Source organism: Streptomyces sp. NPDC002306, assembly GCF_053593435.1.
Window position 1 is genome coordinate 626088 of sequence record NZ_JBSFCK010000002.1, and the last position, 21362, is coordinate 647449.

Sequence of the window (21362 nt, forward strand, 5' to 3'; positions counted from 1 at the left end):
CCGGCCGCCCGTGCGGTGGCGGAGCGTCCCCTGTCGCTCGCCCGTGTGGCGGATGAGCGTCCAAGGACGCCCGCCCGTGTGGTGGAGGAGCGGCCCTGGGCGTCCGCCCGTGTCGCGGAGGAGTGCCCCCGGGCGCCCGCCCGTGTGGTGGAGGAGTGCCCCGGTGGCTCCTCCACCTGGTCGTGAGTCCCGGCGCGACGATCCCGAGACCCACCCCGAGACCCTTGCGGACGCTTCGGTGAAGGCAGTGCGATGAGCAGGCAGAGACAGCGGCAGAAGCAAAGGCAGAAGCAGAGGCAGAAGCAGAGGCAGAAGCGGCAGCGGACTCCGCGGACCCTGCGGTCGCGGCTGGTGGTCTGCGCCGTCGCGCTGATCGCCGTCGTGTGCGCGGTGATCGGCGCGGTGACGACGCTCGCCCTGCACTCCCACCTGTACGCCCAACTGGACGACCAGGTCTTCGACGTCGCCCTGCGGGCCGCGGGCGGTCCCAAGCCGAGCGGCGACGTCCCCGGCCCGCCGAACGGCAACGGCAACGGCAGTGGCAACAGCAGCGGCAAGGGAGTGATCGGCAACAGTTCGCTGACGACGGACGAGAGGCTGGAGTTCACCAGCCGGGGCCCGACACAGCCGGGCACCGTCGTCGCCGTCATGGACGGCGACCGCGACGGGATCGCCAAAGCCGTCGTCGCCAGCGCGAAGAGCTACACGGACGGCATGACCCTCACCCCGCTCAGCAGGGCGCAGAAGGCCGTGCTCGCCGGGGCGTCGAGGATCGGCGACGAGACCGTGGAGATTCCCGGCCTGGGCGACTACCGCGTCAAGTACATCGAGAGCCAGAACGGCCGCGGAGCGTTCTACGTCGCGCTGCCCACCGAGGACGTCGACAACACCGTCAACACCCTCATCCTGGTCGAGGTGTGCATCACCGCCGCCGGTCTCGTCGCCGCCGGCATCGCCGGATACGTGCTCGTCGGCGTCGCCACCCGCCCCCTGCGCAGGGTCGCCGCCACCGCCACCCGGGTCTCCGAACTCCCCCTGCACACCGGCGAGGTGAACCTCAGCGAACGGGTCTCCGAGTCCGAGACCGACCCGCACACCGAGGTCGGACAGGTCGGTGCCGCGCTCAACCGGATGCTGAACCACGTCCATGGAGCCCTGCACGCCCGCCAGCAGAGCGAGATGCGGGTACGGCAGTTCGTCGCGGACGCCAGCCACGAACTGCGCACCCCGCTCGCCTCCATCCGCGGCTACGCCGAACTCACCCGGCGCGGCCGGGAGCAGGTCGGGCCGGACACCCGGCACGCACTGGGCCGTATCGAGTCCGAGGCCGGGCGGATGACGCTGCTCGTCGAGGACCTGCTGCTGCTCGCCCGCCTCGACGCGGGCCGGCCGCTCCAGTTCGAGCAGACCGACCTCGTACCGCTCGTGGTCGACAGCGTCAGCGACGCCCGCGCCGCGGGCCGGGACCATGTCTGGCGGCTGGAGCTGCCCGACGAGCCCGCCCTGGTGTCCGCGGACGCGACCCGGCTGCAGCAGGTGCTGGTCAACCTGCTGGCGAACGCGCGCACCCACACCCCACCCGGTACGACCGTCACCGCACGGGTGCAACGGCGTGGACCGTGGCTGTGCGTGGACGTCCAGGACGACGGCCAGGGCATCCCCCCGGACCTGCTCCCGCACGTCTTCGAACGGTTCGCGCGCGGCGACTCCGCGCGTTCCCGCGCCACCGGGTCGACCGGTCTGGGCCTGGCCATCGTGCAGGCCGTCGCGACCGCGCACGGCGGCGCCGTGACCGTCGACAGCGTGCCCGGGCGGACGGTGTTCACCGTGCATCTGCCGGCTCTCGGCCCGGCGCTGCCCACGCCGGCGCCCGAAACGAACTGGCAACTCGACTCACAGGTGCAGCACAGTGCCACCACATGGGTGCGACAGGGCACTTGAGAAAAGTCGGTGCCATGCGAACCGACTCTTCTCCCGGCGACCTGCCGGCGCGGGAGCACCTCCCGGCCGCGGCAGCCGGTGCGCCTGTCCTGGACGTAGTGATCCCCGTCTACAACGAGGAGAAGGACCTCCAGCCGTGTGTCGTCAGACTGCACGACCACCTCGAGCGCACCTTTCCGTATCCCTTCCGCATCACCATCGCGGACAACGCGTCGACGGACACGACCCCGCGGGTGTCGCGGCGGCTGGAGGCTCAGCTCGCGGAGGTGCGGGTCTGCCGGCTGGAGCAGAAGGGCCGCGGCCGTGCGCTGCGGACCGTCTGGTCGGCCTCCGAGGCGCCGATCCTCGCCTACATGGACGTGGACCTGTCCACCGACCTCAACGCGCTGCTGCCGCTGGTGGCCCCGCTGATCTCGGGCCACTCGGACCTCGCGATCGGATCGCGGCTGGCCCGCAGTTCGCGGGTGGTGCGCGGCGCCAAGCGCGAGTTCATCAGCCGCTCGTACAACCTGATCCTGCGCGGCTCGCTGCAGGCCCGCTTCTCGGACGCGCAGTGCGGCTTCAAGGCGATCCGCCGCGATGTCGCCCAGGTGCTGCTGCCCCTGGTGGAGGACACCGGCTGGTTCTTCGACACCGAGATGCTGGTGCTCGCCGAGCGCGCGGGACTGCGGATCCACGAGGTGCCCGTCGACTGGGTCGACGACCCCGACTCCACGGTGCACATCGTGCGGACGGCGACCGAGGACCTCAAGGGGGTGTGGCGGGTGGGCAGGGCCCTGACCACCGGCTCGCTGCCCCTGGACCGGCTCGCCCGTCCGTTCGGCGACGATCCGCGCGACCGTGACCTCCAGGACGTGCCCAAGGGGCTGGCCCGTCAGCTCGTCGGGTTCTGTGTCGTCGGTGGCCTGTCGACGCTCTTCTACCTGGTGCTCTACAGCGCCTTCCGCGGCTTCGCCGGCTCACAGATCGCCAACGCGCTCGCGCTGCTGGTCTCGGCGGTCGCCAACACCGCCGCCAACCGGCGGCTGACCTTCGGGGTGCGGGGCCGTGGCGGTGCCGTCCGGCACCAGGCGCAGGGGCTCGTCGTCTTCGGCATCGGCCTCGCGCTGACCAGCGGTTCGCTGGCCGCCCTGAACGCGGCGACGCCCAGCCCCGCGCACTCCACCGAACTCGCGGTGCTGATCGCCGCCAACCTCGCGGCGACCGTGCTGCGCTTCCTGCTCTTCCGTGCCTGGGTGTTCCCGGACCGGGGTGAGGCCGACGCCCACTCGACCGTGGTCGCCTCGCACACCCCGTCCTCGTCGGCCTGCCCGACGGCGCGGTTCCCGGCACGGTCCGACGACCCGTACAGCCCGGGTGACCTCTATGGCCCGTACGACCCGCTGCCGCAGCGCCCGGCGGCGCGGCAGCCGTACGCCGCCGCGCACGACACGACCCGGTTCCGCGCCGACGAGGCCGCGGACGGCACCTGGCGGGACGCGACCACGCGGCTCCAGCCGGTGCGCCCTTACGACACCGACCCGGGGGACTCACGATGACCACCCAGTACGACCGGACGACCGGCCAGGGAGGTGCGCCCGCCACCTGGGGGCCGCCTCCGACCGCATCACCCTCGACCGCCCCGCCCCAGGAGCGGACCCCGTCCTCGACCGCCCCGCCCCAGGAGTCGGCCGCCGTGCGGACGCCCGCCCCCGGGGCCGGCGAACCGCGGCAGCCCTTCGTACGGAGACTGTGGCGCGGCCGCCCCGAGGATCCTCGCTGGGTGCGCCCGGCCTTCCTCGGCCTGCTGCTGGCGACCGCTCTGCTCTATCTGTACGACCTGAGCGCCTCGGGTTACGCCAACTCCTTCTACTCCGCGGCCGTCCAGGCCGGCAGCGAGAGCTGGAAGGCGTTCTTCTTCGGCTCGCTGGACGCGGGCAACGCCATCACCGTCGACAAGCCCCCGGCCTCGCTGTGGCCGATGGAGCTGGCGGTGCGGGTCTTCGGGCTCGGCTCGTGGGCGATCCTCGTCCCCGAGGTGCTGATGGGCGTCGGCACCGTCGCCGTCGTGTACGCGGGTGCGCGCCGCCGGTTCAGCCCCGCGTCCGGTCTCATCGCCGGTGGGGTGCTCGCGCTCACCCCCGTCGCGGCGCTGATGTTCCGGTTCAACAACCCGGACGCGATGCTGGCGCTGCTGATGGCGGTCGCCTGCTATCTCGTGGTCCGGGCCCTGGAGGACGGCCGGACGAAGTGGCTGCTGTGGGCCGGCGCGGCGATCGGCTTCGCCTTCCTCGCCAAGACCCTCCAGGCCTTCCTGATCCTGCCGCCGCTGGCGATCGTGTACGGCGTCTGCGCTCCGGTGCGGCTGGGCAGGCGGCTCGGGCAGCTGGCGCTGGCGACGCTCGTGCTGATCGTCTCGGGCGGCTGGTGGGTCGCGATCGTCGAGCTGTGGCCGGCGTCCTCCCGCCCCTACATCGGCGGTTCGCAGAACAACAGCTTCCTGGAGCTGACCTTCGGCTACAACGGCCTCGGCCGGCTCAGCGGCGACGAGACCGGCAGTGTCGGCGGTGGCGGTGGCGGGGGCGGCACCGGACAGTGGGGCGAGACCGGCTGGGACCGGATGTTCAACTCCGAGATCGGCGGCCAGATCTCCTGGCTGCTGCCGGCCGCGCTGGTCCTGCTGGTCGCGGGCCTGGTCGCCACCCGCGGGCTCTCGCGGACGTCGGTGACCCGCGGCGCGTTCCTGGTCTGGGGCGGCTCGCTGCTGATGACCATGGTCGTCTTCAGCTACATGGCGGGCATCTTCCACCAGTACTACACGGTGGCCCTGGCCCCCTACATGGCGGCCGTGATCGGCATGGGCGCGGGCGCCCTGTGGGAGAGGCGCCGCGAGACGTGGGCGTCGATCAGCCTCGCGGCCTCCGTCGTGGCGGCCGCGGTGTGGAGCTACGTCCTGCTCAACCGCACCGCGGACTACCTGCCGTGGCTGAAGTGGCTGGTGCTGGTCGGCGGCCTGACCGGCGCGCTCGGCCTGGTCTTCGCGGGCCGGGTGAACCGGGGGGCGGCCCTCGCCGCGGCGGCGGTGGGTGTCGTGGCGGCGCTGGCCGGTCCCACGGCGTACACCCTCAGCACGCTCCAGGAAGGCCACACCGGCTCCATCGTCACCGCCGGTCCGGCGGGCGCGAGCATGATGGGCGGCGGTCCGGGCGGCGGAGGCGGCGGCCGGGGCGGCTTCGGCGGTGACGGCGGCGGTCCCGGTGGGGGCACTGGTGGCGGTCCTGGTGGCGGCAACGCCCAGGGGCAGCAGGGCAACGGCACGACCGGGAACGGCAACGGCTTCCCGGGCGGCGGCGCCACCGGCGGCTTCCCCGGCGGCGGAAACGCCCAGGGGCGGCAGGGCAACGGCACGACCCCGAACGGCAACGGCTTCCCCGGCGGCGGGACGGGCGAAGGCGGCATGGGCGGCGGTGGCGCCGGCGGCCTGCTGAACGGCGCGAACGTCGGCTCCGAGGCCAAGAAGCTGCTGGAGACCGACTCCGGCGCGTACACCTGGGCGGCCGCGGCCATCGGCGCGCAGAACGCGGCGAGCTACCAGCTCTCCACCGGCGAGGCCGTGATGGCCATCGGCGGCTTCAACGGCACCGACCCGTCCCCGACGCTGACGCAGTTCAAGAAGTACGTGACGGACGGAAAGGTCCACTACTTCATCTCCGGCGGCTCCGGCGGCGGCATGGGCGGCAGCGGTACCGGCACCTCCGCGCAGATCACCTCGTGGGTCGAGAGCAACTTCAAGAAGGTCACGGCCGGTTCGGCCACCTTCTACGACCTGACGCAGCCGACGAACAGCTGACTCCCGGCCCGCGACGGAGGGCGGAGGGCGGAGGGCGGACGGCACCAAGGCGCAAGGGCGGTGGCTCACGGCCACCGCCCTTCCCCGTTGTACGCCGTACAAGAGCTGTTCTACGGTGTAGAACATGCCCCTTCCCGCCCCCGCTGCCCAGGGCCACCCCCAGCGCTGGCTGATCCTCGGCGTCATCTGCCTGGCGCAGCTCACCGTGCTGCTCGACAACACGGTGCTGAACGTGGCCATCCCCTCGCTCACCCGTGAGCTGGGCGCGACCACCTCCGACCTCCAGTGGATGATCAACGCGTATTCGCTCGTGCAGTCCGGCCTGCTGCTCACCGCGGGCAGTGCCGCCGACCGCTACGGACGCAAGAAACTGCTCGTCGTGGGCCTGGTCCTGTTCGGCACCGGCTCGCTGGTGGCCGGGCTCGCCGACTCCGGCGGCCGGCTGATCGCCGCGCGGGCCGGCATGGGCGTCGGCGGCGCGCTCCTGCTGACCACCACCCTGGCCGTGGTGATGCAGATCTTCACGTCCGAGGAGCACGCCAGGGCGATCGGCGTCTGGGCCGCGGTCAACGCCCTCGGCTTCGCGATCGGTCCGCTCGTCGGCGGCTTCCTGCTGGACCACTTCTGGTGGGGCGCGATCTTCCTGGTCAACCTGCCGGTCGTGGCGCTGGGGCTGATCGCGGTGGTGGCCCTGGTCCCCGAGTCCAGGAGTCCCCGGGACGGCCGCCCGGACCTGCTCGGCGCCCTGCTGTCCACGATCGGCATGGCCTCGCTGGTGTTCGCGATCATCTCCGGCCCCGCGCACGGCTGGACGTCGGCACGGGTGCTGGTGAGCGCGGCCGTCTCGGTGGCCGTCCTCGCCCTGTTCGCGCACTGGGAGAGCCGTGTCCCGTATCCGATGCTCGACCCGCACTTCTTCCGGGACCGCCGTTTCACGGGCGCGGTCGCCGGCGTGGTCCTGATCACCTTCGGCATGGGCGGCGCGCTGTTCCTGCTCACCCAGCACCTTCAGTACGTGCTCGGATACGGCCCCCTGGAGGCGGGCCTGCGCACGGCGCCGCTCGCGCTGTCCGTCGTGGTCCTGAACTTCTCGGGCCTGTCGGCGAGGTGGACGACGAGGCTGGGCACGCCGGTGTCGATCGGGCTGGGCATGACGCTGATGTCCGGCGGCCTGGTGTCGATCGCCACGCTCACGGACCGCGGCTACGGGGGCACCCTGCTGGGTCTGCTGCTCATCGGCGCGGGCTGCGCGGTCGCCAACCCCGCGATGGCGCACGCCATCATGGGGGCGATCCCACCGGAGAAGGCCGGGGTGGGCGCCGGGATCAACGGCACGCTCGCCGAGTTCGGCAACGGGCTGGGCGTCGCCGTCCTGGGCGCGGTGCTCAACTCGCGGTTCGCCGCCCTGATCCCGGTGACGGCGAGCTCGCTGCCGGCGGCGCTGGCGTCCGCCGACGGGGAGCGGGAGCGCGGCCGTGTCACCGACGCGTTCTCCTCCGGGCTGGCCACCAGCCAGTTCGTGGGAGCGGTGGCAGTGCTGCTCGGCGGGTTCCTGGCGGCGGCGTTGCTGCACAGGGCGCAGCGGGCAGACTCGGAGGTGGCGGTGGCCCAGGGTCCGATTCCCGGAGCCGCGGTTCGGGAGCCCGGCGACGGGGCGGGCACCGGGCGTCGTGACCGGGGCCGCGGGAGTGTCGAGGAAGGTGCGCCATGGGGAAAGCGGTGAAAGCGGTGAAGGCGGGTGAGGCGGCCGAGCGGGCCGCGCGGAGCAGTGTGTGGCTGGCGGGCAAGGCGCGTCGCGGCGGGCGCGGCGGCGGGCAGCCGTCGGGTCTGGACCGGGACCGGATCACCGAGGCCACGGTCCGGCTCCTGGACGCCGAGGGGCTGGCCGGATTCTCCATGCGCCGGCTGGCCGCCGAGCTGAACGTGACCGCGATGTCCGTCTACTGGTACGTCGACACCAAGGACGACCTGCTCGAACTCGCCCTGGACCAGGCGTTCGGCGAGCTGCGCCTGCCCGGTCCGGACGCGGGGGACGCGGCGGACGGGGCCGGCTGGCGCGAGCAGCTGCGGACGCTGGCCACGGAGTACCGGGCGCTGCTGGTGCGCCACCCCTGGCTGTCTCCGCTCGCCGGGCGGTACCTGAACATCGGCCCCAACTCGCTGGCGTTCTCCCGGCTCGTGCAGCACGTCATCCGCCGCACGGGGCTGCCCGCGCACGGTGTCACGGGCGCCATCTCCGCCGTTCTCCAGTTCGTCTACGGCTACGGCACCATCGAGGGCCACTTCCTCGCCCGGGTCGCGGACACTGGGATGAGCCCGGACGACTACTTCCAGCAGGCCCTGAGCGCGGTGAACGAGTCCCCGGGCGCCGCCGAGGTTTTCCAGGAGTCGAAGGACATCATGGCGGCCCGCGGCGGCGACACGGTCGGCGAGATGATGGACCGGGACTTCACCTTCGCCCTGGACCTGCTGGTGGCGGGCATCGAGGCGATGGTGGAACGCGGCTGACCCGCGCCGGCGCGCGTCCCGCTTCCGGCTCTCCCGCGGTGCCCCGCTCCCGGCGGGCCCGGCTCTCCCGTGCCCGCCCCGCTTCCCGCCCGTCCTACTCCCCGGCCACCAGCCGCGCCGGGAAGCCGCCGGTCGCCACCGGGCCCCAGCGTTCGGGGGTGACGCGGATGACCGACTTGCCCTGCTTGACCATGGCCGCCCGGTACTCGTCCCAGTCCGGGTGCTCGCCGGCGATGTTCCGGTAGTACTCGACCAGCGGCTCCACCGAGTCCGGGAGGTCGACGACCTCGGCCGTGCCGTCGACCTGGACCCAGGGGCCGTTCCAGTCGTCGCTGAGCACGATGACGCTGACCCGGGGATCCCGCTTGGCGTTGCGGGTCTTGGCCCGCTCCGGGTACGTGGAGACCACGATCCGGCCCGAGTCGTCGACTCCGCAGGTCAGCGGCGACCCCTGGGGGCTGCCGTCGGCCCGCCGGGTCAGCAGGATGGCGCGGTGGCGGGGACGTACGAAGTCCAGCAACTCTTCCAGTGCCACAGTCGTGTTGGTAGCGATGTTCGGTGCCATGGGCCCAGCCTAGGCGGACAGGGCCTCGGGTACGTCGTCGTACACGGGCACGTCCCGTCGTACGCCGGTCAGGTCCAGGACGCGGCGGGGCACTCCGTGCGGTGACGCGGCGACCCGTAGCGGGGTGCGGTCCAGCAGGCGCCGTACGTCGTCGACGAGACGGGCGCCCTGGGAGTCCATGAAGCGGGTCCCGGTGAGGTCCAGGACCAGCATCGCCAACCGGCCGCCGCGGGCGTGCACGGCGGCGGTGACGGCGGCGAGCAGCGGCGCGCTGTTGGAGAGGTCTATCTCGGGGGGCAGGGTGAACAGGGTGCAGCCGGGAAGGTCGCGCACCCCGCAGGACGTCGGGAGGAAGGTCACGGCACTCACCTGGCAGAGGGCGTACTCGTCCGGGGACCGGGAGGCCACTTCCTGACCTGTCGTCCATTCCATCATGCCCATGGCCGGCTGTGAAAGGCGTTCGGACGGTCCGTCAGCCGGGCGTCACTTCCACGCAACGGAGCAGATAAAGTGCTCTCCGTCCTTTGCTCGCAGTCGGGAATGTGCTGCGGAGCTCTCCTGCGCATGGCCAAGCCGGCCGTGCATGCCGAAGAGGTTCGTGGTGACTGCGTCCGAGTTTCCTGATTTGCCCCGCTTTCCGGTCGGGTTCGAGCTGGCCGAAGCCCTGACGGTGGCGGCTCAGCAACTGCACGACACGGTCACCCCGCACAGCACCCTGCGCACCGCGGTCCGCCTGGCCGTGCACATCCTGCCCGGCGCCGAACACGCCGGGATCTCCGTCCTCGACCGCGCCGAGCACCGCCGTACGGTCGCCTGGTCGGACGAGGTCGTCCGGGCCGCCGAGTCCCCGAACGGGGCCCGCGCCGCGCACCCGTACTGGGACCAGCTCTGGCAGGCGCCGGTCGTACGGCTCGACGACAGCGAGTCCGAGGAGGGCGACGACGATCTGGCCGCTCTCGGGCTGCGCGCGGCCCTCGCGCTGCGGCTGCGCGCCGACCGCCGGCGCCTGACCGTGCTCACGGTGTACGCCCGCAAGCCGCGGGCCTTCGACGAGGCCGCCGTCCGCATCGGGCGGCTGTTCACCGCGCACGTCGGCCTGGCGCTCGAATCGGCGACCGTGCGCGAGCAGCTCACCGAGGCCATGCGCACCCGGGACCTGATCGGCCAGGCCACCGGCATCCTCATGGAGCGGCTGAACATCGACGCGGCGGAGGCCTTCGACAGCCTGGTGCGGGCCTCGCAGCGGGAGAACATCAAACTGCGCGACCTGGCCCGCCGGATCGTCGACGCGAACAAACCCGCGTGACATGCCGTCCGCACGCCGACAGGGCCGGCGTGCGGACGGGCCCCGGCCAGGCGTGAACGGCGTGAGCCGGGATATCCGTACGCCCATGAGCCCTCGGACGCCCGACACGCTGGAGCTGGCGATCGTGCGCAGCGGCGGACTCGACACGCTGCTGCGCGACCTGACGGAGCGCGCGGTGCGGGCCGTACCCGGTGCCGCCGCGTGCAGCATCACGGTGCGCCGCGCCGACCGGCTGCTGACCCTGGCCGGCAGCCCCGGGCTGCCGAGCGGCCTGGACCAACGGCAGTACGAGAACGGCTCCGGCCCCTGTGTGCAGGCCGCGCGCACGGGCGTCGAGCAGTACGCCCCCGACCTGGCCGCCGAGACCCCCTGGCCCCGGTACGCGGCCTACGCGCTGACGGCGGGCGTCCACTGCGTCCTGGCCCTCCCGCTCGCCGTCGAGGGCGAACGGGACGCCGCGCTCAACCTCTACGGCCTCGAAACGGGCGCGCTGGGCGGGTCCCGGGCGGCGGCCCGGGCCTTCGCCGAGCGGACCGCCGACACGATCAACCTGGCCCTGCACGTCGAACACGCGCGCACGTCCGTCCCCGACGTCCGCACCGCGCTGCTCTCCCGCAGCGTCATCGACCAGGCGATCGGCATCCTCATGGCCGAGGAGCGCGTCGACGCCGGCACCGCCATGGAACGCCTGCGCCGGGTCTCCCAGAACGGCAACATCAAACTGCGCGACCTGTGCGCCGAGTTGGTGACCAGGACGACGTCCGAGGGCCGGCGCCCACCCGGGTGAACGCGTCCCTCATGACCCGTCCCCGGCCGGGGAAGATGCTTCTGGTGACGAACAAGAGCCCCGACGACCTCGGCCCCGACGAGCAGTGGCCGCTCCTGCCCGACTGGATGTGGGACTGCCGGGAGTGCGTGCGCAAGTACGAGGCGATGAGGTACATCCAGGCCGAGATCGCGGGGCTGGCCGCCGAGGACCCCGGTGTGGACTGGGACTTCATGGACAACATCGTGGGGAGCCAGATCGCCCTCGGCCGCCACCTGGCCGACGCCCACCCCGAGGGGCTGCCCGGCTGGGACCCGGACTGCCGCACCTGCGCCGACCACCAGGACCGGCTGGCGAAGACGGACGCGTCCTCGGAGTTCCGGCTCGGCACCGTGATGGTGGCCGAGGAGCACCGCGCCCGGCACCTGTTCGTCCCGCCCCGCACGGTCGGCCTCATGTGAGCCGCCCGCCGCGCGGGACCGGCGGCCGGCCGCCGGGGCGGTCACCGGCCGCGGCTACGCCTGCGGCAGCGACTCGCCCTGCACCGCCTGGATGTCCAGCTCGACCTTGAGGGTCGTACCGATGGCCGCGATGCCCGCCTGCACGATCTGGTTGTAGTTCATGGCGAAGTCCTCGCGGTGCAGCTCCGTGGTCGCCCGGAACGCGGCCCGGGTGCCGCCCCACGGGTCGGATCCGGTGCCGAGATACGCGAGGTCCAGGTCGACGGGCCGGACCACCCCGCGCATGCCCAGCTCCCCGTGGACGGTCCAGCGGTCGGAGCCCGCCGCCGTCAGACCGGTGGAACGGAAGGTGATCTCGGGATGGGTCCCGGCGTCCAGGAAGTCCGCGGAACGCAGGTGCGTGTCACGCGTGCCGTTGCCGGTGTCGATGGACGCGGCCCGGATGACGGCCTGGACGCGGGACTTGGTGATGTCGTCGGGGGCGATCTCCACCAGGCCCGCGAACTCCGTGAACCGGCCGTGCACGCTGGAGATGCCCAGGTGCTGGGCGACCGCGCCCACCGTCGAGTGCGCCGGGTCGACGGTCCACGGGCCCGGCGGGGGCAGCTCCGTGCCCCCTTGCCGGGCCAGCGTCACCGTCCCGACCTCGGCCCGGCCGCTCGCGGTGACGATCGCGCTGGAGGCGGCCGGCGCGTACCCGACGGCCGTGACGATCACCGTGTACGCCCCCGGTGCCAGCGCGTTCGCGTCCCGCACCGCGCCCTCCGCGTCCGCCTCGGCCCGCAGCACCTGCGTGCCCGTCATGTCGGTCACCGTGACGACCGCGTGCGACACGGCCCATCCGTCCCTGGTGCGGATCCTCGCGGTCAGTCCCATCCCGTTTCTCTCCCTGCAAAGCCTCGGAAATTGGTCGTCACGAGACCGGCCCGCGGCGGGGCGCGTCTCCGCTCGGAGCGCGCCGCCCGCCGCGGGCCGGGGGGTGACTACTCGCCGGGGTGGGCGAGTGCGATGTCGTGACCGTCGACGCCGGGTCCGGCGACCGTCAGCGCGGTGGCCACCGGCGGGTAGCCAGTCGCGATGACGGTGTAGTCGCCGCCGTCGAGGTCGGTGAAGGCGTACGCCCCGTCCATCCCCGTGGTGGCCGTGCCGACCACGTTGCCTGCCGCGTCCACCAGCGTCACGCGGGCGTCGGCCAGCGGACCGTGCGGGGCGCGTACGACACCCAGGAGCCGGGCGCCCGAGTCGAGGTCCACCTCGATCCGGGTGACGCCGGTTCCGCTCACCTCGACGGGCAGCGCGCGCGGCCGGTGGCCGACGGCGTTCACCGCGAGGGTCACCATGCCGGGCACCAGCTCGGCGAAGGAGAACTCGCCCTGCGCGCCGGTGGCGGCGGTGGCCAGCAGGTCCCCGCGCACATCGGTGACGATCACCATCGCGTCCGTGACCGGCAGCGCGGTCTCGGCGCTGCGGACCACACCGGTCAGGCCGCTGGTGCCGCTGAGCAGGATGTCGTACGCCAGCGGCTCCTCGTTCACCACGATCGTGGAGGCCTGCGGCTGGTGGCCGTCGGCGGAGGCGATCAGCACGTACGTGCCGGTGCCGGGCGCGTCCACCCCGTAGGAGCCGTCGGCCTGCGCGACCGACCGGCCCAGCTGGCGTCCGGCCAGCGAGATCAGCGTGACCGCGGCCTGCGGCACCGGGACGCTCTCGGCGCCGCGGACGTGCCCGCGGACCGGGATGCCGCCGGGGACGGACCCCGCGGGCGCCGCCATCGTGGCGACGGCGGCCAGACGCTGGGTGCCCTCCGGCCCGGACGCGAGGTCCGTGCCGCTGACCGGCTCGGCGAAGGCCCCGCCCGGAGTCTGCTCCGCGGCGGCGACGGCGGGAACGCCCGCCTCGGCCTGGTCGGCCGGGCTCACCTGGGCCGCCTGGGCCGGCGCGCCCGAGGTGCGCAGCGGGACCTCCTTGATGAACAGGATGACGACGAAGCCGAGCAGCGCGGTCGCGGAGGCGATCAGGAAGACGTCCGCGATGCCGTGGCCGTACGCGCTCTCCAGGAGGGTGCGCAGCGGGGCGGGCAGCGCGTCCAGGTCCGGGATGGTGCCGGTGCCGGAGCCGGCCGCGGCGGCCTGGTACTTGGGGTCGAGGGCGCTCAGGCCGTCCTTGACGTAGTGGGTGATCCGGGTCGACATGATCGCGCCCAGTGCGGAGACGCCGACCGCGCCGCCGAGGGAGCGGAAGAACGTCACGGTGGAGCTGGCCGAACCGAGGTCGGACGGTGCCACCTGGTTCTGCGTCGACAGCACCAGGTTCTGCATCGTCATGCCGAGCCCGAGGCCGAGCAGCGCCATGAAGACCGCGACGTGCCAGTAGGTCGTGTCGTAGCGGATGGTGCTCAGCAGGCCCAGGCCCGCGGTGATCAGGGCGCCACCGCTGACCAGCCAGTACTTCCAGCGGCCGGTCTTGGTGATGACCTGCCCGGAGACCGTGGAGGCCACGAACAGGCCGCCGATCATCGGGATGGTCATGACGCCCGACATCGTCGGGGACTCGCCACGGGCCAGCTGGAAGTACTGGCTGAAGAAGACCGTGCCGGTGAACATCGCGACGCCCACGAAGAGCGAGGCGATGGAGGACAGGGTGATGGTGCGGTTGCGGAACAGCCGCAGCGGGATGATCGGCTCGCTCGCCTTGGACTCGACGAGCACGAACAGCGCGCCGAGGACGATCGCGCCGCCGACCAGCGCGGCGGTCTGCCACGACGCCCACTCGTACTTGTCACCGGCGAAGGTGACCCAGACCAGCAGCAGCGAGACCGCGGCCGAGATGAAGAACGCGCCGCCCCAGTCGACCTTCACGTCCCGCTTCACGACGGGCAGGTGCAGGGTCTTCTGGAGCACGAACAGCGCGATGACCGCGAAGGGCACACCGACGTAGAAGCACCAGCGCCAGCCGAGCCACGAGGTGTCGGTGATGACGCCACCGAGCAGCGGACCGCCGACCGTCGCGACGGCGAAGGTCGCGCCGAGGTAGCCGGAGTAGCGGCCGCGCTCGCGCGGCGAGATCATCGCGGCCATGACGATCTGGGCGAGGGCGGACAGACCGCCGACGCCGACGCCCTGGACCACACGGCAGGCGATCAGCGTGCCGGCGTTCTGCGACAGACCCGCGGCGGCGGATCCCAGGACGTAGATGACCAGGGCTATCTGTACGAGCGCCTTCTTGCTGTACAGGTCGGAGAGCTTGCCCCACAGCGGCGTGGTCGCGGTCATGGAGAGCAGCGCGGCGGTGACGACCCAGGTGTAGGCGGACTGGCCGCCGCCCAGATCGCCGATGATCTTCGGCAGGGCGTTGGAGACGATCGTCGACGACAGGATCGCGACGAACATGCCGAGCAGGAGCCCGGAGAGCGCCTCCATGATCTGCCGGTGCGTCATCGGTGCGTCGGAGGGGGCGGCGGGGCCTCCCCCGTGCTTGGCGTGAGCTGCCCGCACACCGGCTGGTGTGGTCGTTGCCATGGGCTTCCTTCTCTTACGTGCTTGCGGGTGTACGGGTGGTCGTCTCGAGTGCGGGAGGCGGTCGCCGGGGCGCGGCACGGCAGTCGCCGAAGCTGGCTCTGAGCCGGGTCATCAGTCCGATGAGCTGTTCGACCTCGTCGGTGGTCCAGTCGCTCAGCCGGTCGGCGAGCAGTTCGGTGGTCCGCCGGGACAGCTCGGCGAGCCGGTCCTGGCCGGAGGCCGTGAGGTGCACGATGCGCGAGCGCTTGTCCGCCGGATCGGGGGACCGTTCGATCCAACCCCGTTCGGCGACGTGTGCGACATGGCGGCTGGTGACCGACATGTCCACGGCCAGCAGCTCCGCGAGCTTGCTCATGCGCATGTCCCCGTGGCGGCCGAGCAGCGTCAGAACGGCCGCGGAACCGGCCGGGCAGTCGTGCGGCAGGATCCGGCCGAGGTCCCGTTTCACGGCCCCGACACCGCTGAGCTGACGTGCCAGCTCCTCGAACTGCGCCTGCTCGGCCATCACACCTCCCCTATTCGTTGCTTTGGGCAACCATAGAGATGTTGGTTGCTACAGGCAAATAAAACGGCGGGGAGGGTGACAAAAACTTGGCAAAGGCAAGTATTGCGAACGTAAATCCGCAGGTGGCTGTGGGTGGTACCGGTGGGTATCGGGAGCGAAGCCCCCACTTGGGCCCGGCCCCCCGTATTCGCTAGTGTCCTGGCCCATGGCTAACACCCAGGGCCCCCAGGGCAACCACGACCCCGCCGGCAGCACCCAGATGTTCCGCGCGTTCGTCGACGAGGCCCCCCAGGGCCGACAGCAGCAGCAGCCGGCGGCCACCACCGGCGGTCCCCGCATCGGCCTGATCGTGGGCGTCGTCGTCGCCGTGGCGATCGTCGCCGCGGTGGCCTGGCTCGCGCTCAAGTAGGGCGAACCGCTCACCCCACCCGCCCGACTCCTTCTACGTCCACCGGACGGACACGTCCCGCGTCTCCACGTGCATCCCCAGCGGCACCCGCCACGCGTCGACGCACACCGTCCAGGTCCTCACTTCCCGTGCGCCGGCTCCGATCGGCGCGGGAAGCTCCACGGCCGACCCGACCGTCGCCCAGTCGACGCCGAGCGCGCCGATGACATGCGTTCCGAAGGCCACCGTGCCCGAGCGCACCGCGGTCCCTCCGGTGTTGCGGAAAACGAGGGTCACCCTCTCGCACCACCGCTCGTCCGCCGCCTCCCGCACCGGTGTGCCCACGCTCAGGGCGGCGGGCGTGCCGGGCGTCGTACGGGAGGGGGCCGGGGCGGGCGAGGACGGGCCCGCGCTCGTGCCCGGGCGGGTGGGCCGGGTGCCGCCGTGGGACGGGGTGGCTCCCGCGTTCGCGGGGCGCGTCCCGGGGGCGGCACCGGGGGCGGGATCCGTACCGGCCTCGGCGTCGGCCCCCGCGCTGTTTCCCGGGCCGCTGCCCGAGCCGCTTCCCGGGCCCGGTGGGCGGCTCGCGCCCGTGTCCGCGTCCGAACCGCCGCCGGCCGTGTCGAGCGGGACCAGCGTCACCTCACCCGTGGGTCCGGCCGCCGCGCCGGGGACCGGGGACGGCCCGCCGGCCGCGCCGACCGCGACATAGCCGCCGTCGTCCGCGCCGCCCCCGCAGGCGCCCAGCATCCCGCCCAGACAGACGACGGCCGCCGACGCGCCCAGTACGGCGCCCCGGCGGCCATGTGTCCATGTCGCCCATGTCGCTCGAAGCATCGCGCCATGATGGCTGACGCCTCGTCACATAGGAACCCTCGCGACCGGCTCCGGCTCAGTCCGAGATGAGGCCCTCGCGCAGCTGTGCCAGCGTCCGGGTGAGCAGCCGGGAGACGTGCATCTGGGAGATGCCGACCTCCTCGCCGATCTGCGACTGGGTCATGTTGGCGAAGAAGCGCAGCATGATGATGCGCCGCTCACGGGACGGGAGCTTGGCCAGGAGCGGCTTGAGGGACTCGCGGTACTCCACGCCCTCCAGGGCGCTGTCCTCGTAGCCGAGGCGGTCGGCCAGGGAGCCTTCGCCGCCGTCGTCCTCGGGGGCCGGTGAGTCCAGGGAGGACGCCGTGTACGCGTTGCCGACCGCGAGGCCGTCGACGACGTCCTCCTCCGACACGCCCAGGACGGCGGCGAGTTCGGTCACGGTGGGGGAGCGGTCCAGCTTCTGGGAGAGCTCGTCGCTGGCCTTCGTGAGCGCCAGGCGCAGCTCCTGGAGGCGGCGCGGCACGCGCACCGACCACGAGGTGTCGCGGAAGAACCGCTTGATCTCGCCCACGACCGTCGGCATCGCGAAGGTCGGGAACTCCACCCCGCGCTCGCAGTCGAAGCGGTCGATCGCCTTGATCAGGCCGATCGTGCCGACCTGGACGATGTCCTCCATCGGCTCGTTGCGCGAGCGGAAGCGGGCGGCCGCGTAGCGCACCAGCGGGAGGTTGAGCTCGATCAGGGTGTCCCGGACGTACGCGCGTTCGGGGCTCTCCTCGTCGAGGGCTGCGAGCCGCAGGAACAGGGAGCGGGAGAGGGTGCGGGTGTCGATGGCTCCCGAGGCGGGGAGAGCCGGGGCCGGCGCTGCCTCGGGGGCGGAAACGTCGTCGAGCGCGTCGGGCACGACGGGCTCGACGGGCGCCTCAGCACTCTTCATGAGCGTGAGCACCTTCGAGCTGCCCTGGTCTGCGGACATGCCACCCCCTTTGGGTCGCGGGACGGTCGCGGCGGATGTTCCCGGAAGGAACGTCAGCCTTCACCTGAATACCGGAGCCGGAGCCGCGGCAAACGCTCTTCCCGCAGAATGTCACATGTCGGCAACACGCTGTAGTGACATGTCGACATGTGAGGAGCGAATCAGCCCTGGAGAGAAGGGGTCTGACAGGTCTTCACCGCATTACTGTCGGGAACCGTCCTGGTGAGCGATTCCCTCTTTACGGTGACGCTTCGATCCGGCGTGCGGTCAGGCCTCGATCCGGTTCGCGGAGCGCAGCCGCTGGAAGCTACGCGCGAGTAGCCGTGAGACGTGCATCTGGGAGACGCCGAGTTCCGCGCTGATCTGAGACTGGGTGAGATTGCTGTAGTAACGCAGCAGAAGAATGCGCTGCTCGCGTTCGGGCAGCTGGACCAGGAGATGGCGGACCAGGTCGCGGTGTTCGACGCCGTCCAGCGCCGGGTCCTCGTAGCCGAGCCGGTCGAGCAGTCCGGGCAGCCCGTCGCCCTCCTGGGCGGCCTCCAGCGAGGTGGCGTGGTAGGACCGTCCGGCCTCGATGCAGGACAGCACCTCGTCCTCGCCGATGCGCAGCCGCTGGGCGATCTCGGCGGTGGTCGGGGTGCGCCCGAAGGCGGTCGTCAGGTCCTCGGTCGCGCTGTTGACCTGCACCCACAGTTCGTGCAGCCGGCGCGGGACGTGGACCGTGCGGACGTTGTCGCGGAAGTACCGCTTGATCTCGCCGACCACCGTCGGCATCGCGAACGTCGGGAACTGCACGCCGCGCTCCGGGTCGAAGCGGTCGATGGCGTTGATGAGCCCGATGGTGCCGACCTGGACGACGTCCTCCATCGGCTCGTTGCGGCTGCGGAAGCGGGCGGCCGCGTAGCGCACGAGCGGGAGGTTCGCCTCGATGAGCGCCCCGCGCACCCGGTTGTGCTCCGGGGTGCCCGGCTGGAGATCCTTGAGCTGGGAGAAGAGCAACTGGGTGAGGGCCCGGGTGTCGGCGCCGCGGCGCTTCTCCGGAGCCGGGGCCGGGACAGGGGCCTCGGGAGCCTCCGCCTGGGCGGGGGCCTCCTCCTGGGGCGGCGCAGTACTGGCCGGCACGGTCAACGCCACCTCTTCATCCGTCAATCATCCGTCAAAAGCGGTCATAGCATCACAAGACATGTGCACTGTGTGCAAGCACCGCATAACACCGTGTTGAGGGCGAGTTGGGGCGTATGACGCAAAAAAGCCCCGCACTGTTCGGGCCGGCGCAGGGCTTCGCAGAGATGTTCGTGCCGGTGGGCGGCCGGTGGATCAGAACTCGTAGTCCGCGACGACCCAGGTGGCGAACTCCCGCCACAGGGCGACGCCCGCCTGGTGCGCGGGGTGTTCCAGGTAGCGCTGGAGGGCGTCCACGTCGTCGACCGCCGAGTTGATCGCGAAGTCGTGGGCGATGGGCCGGTCGGTGATGTTCGAGCCGAACTCCCAGAAGCGCAGTTCGTCGATCCGGCCCCCGAGCGCCCGGAAGGCGGCGGCGCCCTCCACGACCCGTGGGTCGTCGCGGTCCACACCTTCGTTGAGCTTGAAGAGGACCAGGTGGCGGATCACGGGGACTCCCTAGTTCTTGGCTCCGTTGGCGACCCACGTCATGAAGTCGCCGATGGCCTGGGCGGCATCCGATATGCCCTCGAAGGCGATCTGGACGTAGTCCGCGGCTTTGGCCGGGTCTGTGATGATCACATACAGTGCGAAGACCACGAGCACATACACGGCGATCTTCTTCGCATTCACCGCCACCGCGGCCTCCCCTGTGACTGCCGTGCCCCTGAGGCCCCTGGTGCGGGCGCCCTGCTACCGGGCGCGAGTGTAACTACACGTCGAATCGAGGGCCAACGATCTTACGACTGTGCGCCCCGGCCGCGTGCTTCAGTCGATCCGCTCCCTCGACGCACACGGCAGCGCCATGCGGCGGCTGTGGAGCCCTATCGACGGAGCCTGCGAGAACGCTGCCACTCCCGGACCGTCCCGAACACGGTGATACCGACGAACATGCCCACGGCGGTCGGCGCCGCCGACCGCAACGTCCAGCCGCCGAGCAGCATCACCATCAGCGTGCCCGCCACGGCCGTGAACAGGGCGACCGCCGCGTTTCCCAGCACCATTCGGCCCATGCCGCCACCCCCGAATTCCCCGGCGCCCGCAGCCTCCTCCGGCCACGAAAGCCAGCATTCCACAGCCAAGGGAGGCCCCCGCTCCCGCCGATGAAGCGGATCCCGCGACAACGCGGTGCCCACGACCCGACACCTGCGCTTCAGGACGTGAGACCGAGACGGGAACTGAGACGGGAATGGAGACGGAAGCAGAAGAGGCGCCCGGTTCGATGAACCGGGCGCCTCTCCTATCTGCGGTAGCGGAGGGATTTGAACCCTCGGTGACTTGCGCCACACTCGCTTTCGAGGCGAGCTCCTTCGGCCGCTCGGACACGCTACCGAGGGAGACCCTACCCCAAGGTGGGCCGTGCTCTGAAATCCGTTTACCGGGGGCCCTCGGCCCGGGGTCCGGCGGCCCCGGGTGGGTGGCCCGGGGCTCGCGGCGCGGGGCTCAGCGGTCCCGGAAGAACTCCGTGAGCAGGCGCGCGCAGTCCTCGGCCAGGACGCCCTCGATCACCTCGGGCCGGTGGTTGAGCCGCCGGTCGCGTACGACGTCCCAGAGGGACCCGGCCGCGCCCGCCTTCTCGTCGCGGGCGCCGTAGACGACCCGGTCCACCCGGGACTGCACGAGGGCGCCCGCGCACATCGTGCAGGGCTCCAGGGTGACGACGAGCGTGCAGCCGGTGAGGCGCCACTCGCCGAGCGCGGCGGCCGCCCGCCGGACGGCGAGGACCTCCGCGTGCGCGGTCGGGTCCCCGCCGGCCTCACGTTCGTTGTGCCCGGCCGCGAGCACGGTGGTGCCGTCCGGAGCCAGCACGACCGCGCCGACGGGGACGTCCCCGCCCCGGACGGCCTGCGCGGCCTCGTCCAGGGCGAGACGCATCGCGGCCCGCCAGCGGTCGCGTACCGGGTCGGGGGGCCGCGATGCGTCCGCGGCGGTCAGCGGACGGTCTCCAGGACGTCGGCGGCGCCCAGCGCCTCGGCGATCTCGGTGAGCGCGTCGTCCGACAGCGACTTCAGCTCCTTCTCGCTGATGCCGAGGTCGTCGAGGATCCCGGGGTCACCGACCGGGCCGTGCGGTACGGCCTCGTCGGCGCCGCCGCCGTCCCCGGCCGTGCCCTCGTCGTCCTCGTCCTCGTCCTGGTCGTCACCGTCCTCGGTGCCGTCGAGGTCGAGCGAGTCCAGCTCGTCGTCGTGCTCGCCCGGGTCGCGGCCGAGCAGTTCGTCGGTGAGCAGGATCTCGCCGTAGCTGCTGCGGGCGGCGGCGGCGGCGTCGGAGACGTAGATGCGCGGGTCGTCCTCGCCGTCCACCCGGACGACTCCGAACCACCCGTCCTCCTGCTCGATGAGCACGAGGACCGTGTCGTCGTCGGGCGAGGCCTCCCGGGCCAGGTCCGCGAGATCCGACAGGGTCTCCACATCGTCGAGCTCCGTGTCGCTCGCTTCCCACCCGTCTTCGGTGCGCGCGAGCAGTGCGGCGAAGTACACCGTGACTCTCCCACTGGTCATAGGCGTGCCGGTTGGGGGTCCCCCCGGCGGAGGTTGCGGGCGGGGGAGCTGTGCTCCGAGCCCACCCACTCGGAATCGTGGCAGAAACAAGGCGTTCAGGGGACGTCTTCGGCTCCCT

22 protein-coding genes and 1 tRNA gene are annotated in these 21362 nt (G+C 72.1%); 9 read left to right on the forward strand and 14 right to left on the reverse strand.

Annotated elements, in window-relative coordinates; all coding sequences use genetic code 11:
- Window positions 1-252: 252 nt before the first annotated feature.
- The 5 genes from ACWCQK_RS07205 (at window position 253) to ACWCQK_RS07225 (ending at window position 8278) form a co-directional block, all read left to right on the forward strand.
- A complete protein-coding gene (locus tag ACWCQK_RS07205) occupies window positions 253-1941 on the forward strand; it encodes an ATP-binding protein (RefSeq protein WP_451152784.1) in 1689 nt (562 codons plus the stop codon).
- Window positions 1942-1955: 14 nt separating this feature from the next.
- A complete protein-coding gene (locus ACWCQK_RS07210; protein WP_451152786.1) occupies window positions 1956-3479 on the forward strand; it encodes a glycosyltransferase in 1524 nt (507 codons plus the stop codon).
- Window positions 3476-5770 carry a glycosyltransferase family 39 protein gene (locus ACWCQK_RS07215; protein WP_451152788.1) on the forward strand — a complete coding sequence of 765 codons (2295 nt, stop codon included), beginning with the start codon at window positions 3476-3478 and terminating at the stop codon, window positions 5768-5770. The genes ACWCQK_RS07210 and ACWCQK_RS07215 overlap by 4 nt, the downstream gene beginning before the upstream one ends.
- A 124-nt stretch (window positions 5771-5894) precedes the next feature.
- Entirely contained in the window at window positions 5895-7493 is a 1599-nt protein-coding gene (locus ACWCQK_RS07220; RefSeq protein WP_451152790.1) for an MFS transporter, read from the forward strand.
- On the forward strand, window positions 7478-8278 hold the full coding sequence (locus tag ACWCQK_RS07225) for a TetR/AcrR family transcriptional regulator (RefSeq protein WP_451152792.1): 801 nt from the start codon (window positions 7478-7480) through the stop codon (window positions 8276-8278). Before ACWCQK_RS07220 ends, ACWCQK_RS07225 begins: the two co-directional genes overlap by 16 nt.
- Window positions 8279-8372: 94 nt before the next feature.
- On the opposite strand, the gene ACWCQK_RS07230 is transcribed toward ACWCQK_RS07225, so the two are convergent.
- Together ACWCQK_RS07230 and ACWCQK_RS07235 are read right to left on the reverse strand one after the other, a co-directional pair.
- Window positions 8373-8843 (reverse strand): PPOX class F420-dependent oxidoreductase, encoded by a 471-nt coding sequence (locus ACWCQK_RS07230; protein ID WP_451152794.1) that lies wholly within the window; start codon window positions 8841-8843, stop codon window positions 8373-8375.
- Between the two features lie 9 nt (window positions 8844-8852).
- Window positions 8853-9284: an STAS domain-containing protein gene (locus ACWCQK_RS07235; protein ID WP_451152796.1), complete on the reverse strand. Its 432-nt coding sequence runs from the start codon at window positions 9282-9284 to the stop codon at window positions 8853-8855.
- A gap of 142 nt (window positions 9285-9426) precedes the next feature.
- Between ACWCQK_RS07235 and ACWCQK_RS07240 the strand changes: the two genes are divergently transcribed.
- From ACWCQK_RS07240 to ACWCQK_RS07250, 3 genes are all read left to right on the forward strand, one after another.
- Window positions 9427-10149: an ANTAR domain-containing protein gene (locus ACWCQK_RS07240; protein WP_451152798.1), complete on the forward strand. Its 723-nt coding sequence runs from the start codon at window positions 9427-9429 to the stop codon at window positions 10147-10149.
- Between the two features lie 85 nt (window positions 10150-10234).
- Complete coding sequence (locus ACWCQK_RS07245) at window positions 10235-10936, forward strand: GAF and ANTAR domain-containing protein (protein ID WP_451152800.1); 702 nt, start codon at window positions 10235-10237, stop codon at window positions 10934-10936.
- Window positions 10937-10980: 44 nt separating this feature from the next.
- On the forward strand, window positions 10981-11376 hold the full coding sequence (locus ACWCQK_RS07250) for a hypothetical protein (RefSeq protein ID WP_451152802.1): 396 nt from the start codon (window positions 10981-10983) through the stop codon (window positions 11374-11376).
- Between the two features lie 54 nt (window positions 11377-11430).
- On the opposite strand, the gene ACWCQK_RS07255 is transcribed toward ACWCQK_RS07250, so the two are convergent.
- From ACWCQK_RS07255 to ACWCQK_RS07265, 3 genes are all read right to left on the reverse strand, one after another.
- Complete coding sequence (locus tag ACWCQK_RS07255; RefSeq protein WP_451152804.1) at window positions 11431-12252, reverse strand: YceI family protein; 822 nt, start codon at window positions 12250-12252, stop codon at window positions 11431-11433.
- Between the two features lie 107 nt (window positions 12253-12359).
- The gene (locus ACWCQK_RS07260; RefSeq protein WP_451152806.1) at window positions 12360-14894 is read right to left on the reverse strand and encodes an MFS transporter; all 2535 of its coding nucleotides are present in this window, start codon (window positions 14892-14894) and stop codon (window positions 12360-12362) included.
- A gap of 13 nt (window positions 14895-14907) precedes the next feature.
- Entirely contained in the window at window positions 14908-15399 is a 492-nt protein-coding gene (locus tag ACWCQK_RS07265; RefSeq protein WP_451152808.1) for a MarR family winged helix-turn-helix transcriptional regulator, read from the reverse strand.
- Window positions 15400-15604: 205 nt separating this feature from the next.
- Between ACWCQK_RS07265 and ACWCQK_RS07270 the strand changes: the two genes are divergently transcribed.
- Window positions 15605-15808, forward strand: coding sequence for a hypothetical protein (locus ACWCQK_RS07270; RefSeq protein ID WP_451152810.1), 204 nt, complete (start codon window positions 15605-15607; stop codon window positions 15806-15808).
- Window positions 15809-15841: 33 nt separating this feature from the next.
- Here ACWCQK_RS07270 and ACWCQK_RS07275 read toward each other — a convergent pair whose 3' ends face one another.
- The 9 genes from ACWCQK_RS07275 to ACWCQK_RS07315 form a co-directional block, all read right to left on the reverse strand.
- Window positions 15842-16624, reverse strand: a complete 783-nt coding sequence (locus tag ACWCQK_RS07275) for a hypothetical protein (protein WP_451152812.1) — start codon at window positions 16622-16624, stop codon at window positions 15842-15844.
- Between the two features lie 55 nt (window positions 16625-16679).
- Window positions 16680-17582: an RNA polymerase sigma factor SigF gene (locus tag ACWCQK_RS07280; RefSeq protein ID WP_451152814.1), complete on the reverse strand. Its 903-nt coding sequence runs from the start codon at window positions 17580-17582 to the stop codon at window positions 16680-16682.
- Window positions 17583-17849: 267 nt separating this feature from the next.
- The gene (locus ACWCQK_RS07285; protein ID WP_451152989.1) at window positions 17850-18710 is read right to left on the reverse strand and encodes an RNA polymerase sigma factor SigF; all 861 of its coding nucleotides are present in this window, start codon (window positions 18708-18710) and stop codon (window positions 17850-17852) included.
- 189 nt (window positions 18711-18899) lie between these two features.
- Window positions 18900-19193: a Dabb family protein gene (locus ACWCQK_RS07290; protein ID WP_451152816.1), complete on the reverse strand. Its 294-nt coding sequence runs from the start codon at window positions 19191-19193 to the stop codon at window positions 18900-18902.
- A 9-nt stretch (window positions 19194-19202) separates the two neighbouring features.
- Window positions 19203-19382 (reverse strand): hypothetical protein, encoded by a 180-nt coding sequence (locus ACWCQK_RS07295; RefSeq protein WP_385775389.1) that lies wholly within the window; start codon window positions 19380-19382, stop codon window positions 19203-19205.
- A gap of 185 nt (window positions 19383-19567) precedes the next feature.
- Entirely contained in the window at window positions 19568-19756 is a 189-nt protein-coding gene (locus tag ACWCQK_RS07300) for a hypothetical protein (protein ID WP_451152818.1), read from the reverse strand.
- Window positions 19757-19990: 234 nt separating this feature from the next.
- Window positions 19991-20075: transfer RNA gene (locus tag ACWCQK_RS07305), tRNA-Ser, on the reverse strand.
- 111 nt (window positions 20076-20186) lie between these two features.
- Window positions 20187-20618 (reverse strand): tRNA adenosine(34) deaminase TadA, encoded by a 432-nt coding sequence (gene tadA / locus ACWCQK_RS07310; RefSeq protein ID WP_385775393.1) that lies wholly within the window; start codon window positions 20616-20618, stop codon window positions 20187-20189.
- Between the two features lie 56 nt (window positions 20619-20674).
- Window positions 20675-21223, reverse strand: coding sequence for a tRNA adenosine deaminase-associated protein (locus ACWCQK_RS07315; RefSeq protein ID WP_451152991.1), 549 nt, complete (start codon window positions 21221-21223; stop codon window positions 20675-20677).
- Window positions 21224-21362 lie beyond the last annotated feature (139 nt).

What these genes read in the sequence shown, in the direction of transcription:
- ACWCQK_RS07205 (WP_451152784.1), top strand. Translation starts at nt 253, where the DNA reads ATGAGCAGGCAGAGACAGCGGCAGAAGCAAAGGCAGAAGCAGAGGCAG.
- ACWCQK_RS07210 (WP_451152786.1), top strand. Translation starts at nt 1,956, where the DNA reads ATGCGAACCGACTCTTCTCCCGGCGACCTGCCGGCGCGGGAGCACCTC.
- ACWCQK_RS07215 (WP_451152788.1), top strand. Translation starts at nt 3,476, where the DNA reads ATGACCACCCAGTACGACCGGACGACCGGCCAGGGAGGTGCGCCCGCC.
- ACWCQK_RS07220 (WP_451152790.1), top strand. Translation starts at nt 5,895, where the DNA reads ATGCCCCTTCCCGCCCCCGCTGCCCAGGGCCACCCCCAGCGCTGGCTG.
- ACWCQK_RS07225 (WP_451152792.1), top strand. Translation starts at nt 7,478, where the DNA reads ATGGGGAAAGCGGTGAAAGCGGTGAAGGCGGGTGAGGCGGCCGAGCGG.
- ACWCQK_RS07230 (WP_451152794.1), bottom strand. Translation starts at nt 8,843, where the DNA reads ATGGCACCGAACATCGCTACCAACACGACTGTGGCACTGGAAGAGTTG.
- ACWCQK_RS07235 (WP_451152796.1), bottom strand. Translation starts at nt 9,284, where the DNA reads ATGGGCATGATGGAATGGACGACAGGTCAGGAAGTGGCCTCCCGGTCC.
- ACWCQK_RS07240 (WP_451152798.1), top strand. Translation starts at nt 9,427, where the DNA reads ATGCCGAAGAGGTTCGTGGTGACTGCGTCCGAGTTTCCTGATTTGCCC.
- ACWCQK_RS07245 (WP_451152800.1), top strand. Translation starts at nt 10,235, where the DNA reads ATGAGCCCTCGGACGCCCGACACGCTGGAGCTGGCGATCGTGCGCAGC.
- ACWCQK_RS07255 (WP_451152804.1), bottom strand. Translation starts at nt 12,252, where the DNA reads ATGGGACTGACCGCGAGGATCCGCACCAGGGACGGATGGGCCGTGTCG.
- ACWCQK_RS07260 (WP_451152806.1), bottom strand. Translation starts at nt 14,894, where the DNA reads ATGGCAACGACCACACCAGCCGGTGTGCGGGCAGCTCACGCCAAGCAC.
- ACWCQK_RS07265 (WP_451152808.1), bottom strand. Translation starts at nt 15,399, where the DNA reads ATGGCCGAGCAGGCGCAGTTCGAGGAGCTGGCACGTCAGCTCAGCGGT.
- ACWCQK_RS07270 (WP_451152810.1), top strand. Translation starts at nt 15,605, where the DNA reads ATGGCTAACACCCAGGGCCCCCAGGGCAACCACGACCCCGCCGGCAGC.
- ACWCQK_RS07275 (WP_451152812.1), bottom strand. Translation starts at nt 16,624, where the DNA reads ATGCTTCGAGCGACATGGGCGACATGGACACATGGCCGCCGGGGCGCC.
- ACWCQK_RS07280 (WP_451152814.1), bottom strand. Translation starts at nt 17,582, where the DNA reads ATGTCCGCAGACCAGGGCAGCTCGAAGGTGCTCACGCTCATGAAGAGT.
- ACWCQK_RS07300 (WP_451152818.1), bottom strand. Translation starts at nt 19,756, where the DNA reads ATGGGCCGAATGGTGCTGGGAAACGCGGCGGTCGCCCTGTTCACGGCC.
- tadA (WP_385775393.1), bottom strand. Translation starts at nt 20,618, where the DNA reads ATGCGTCTCGCCCTGGACGAGGCCGCGCAGGCCGTCCGGGGCGGGGAC.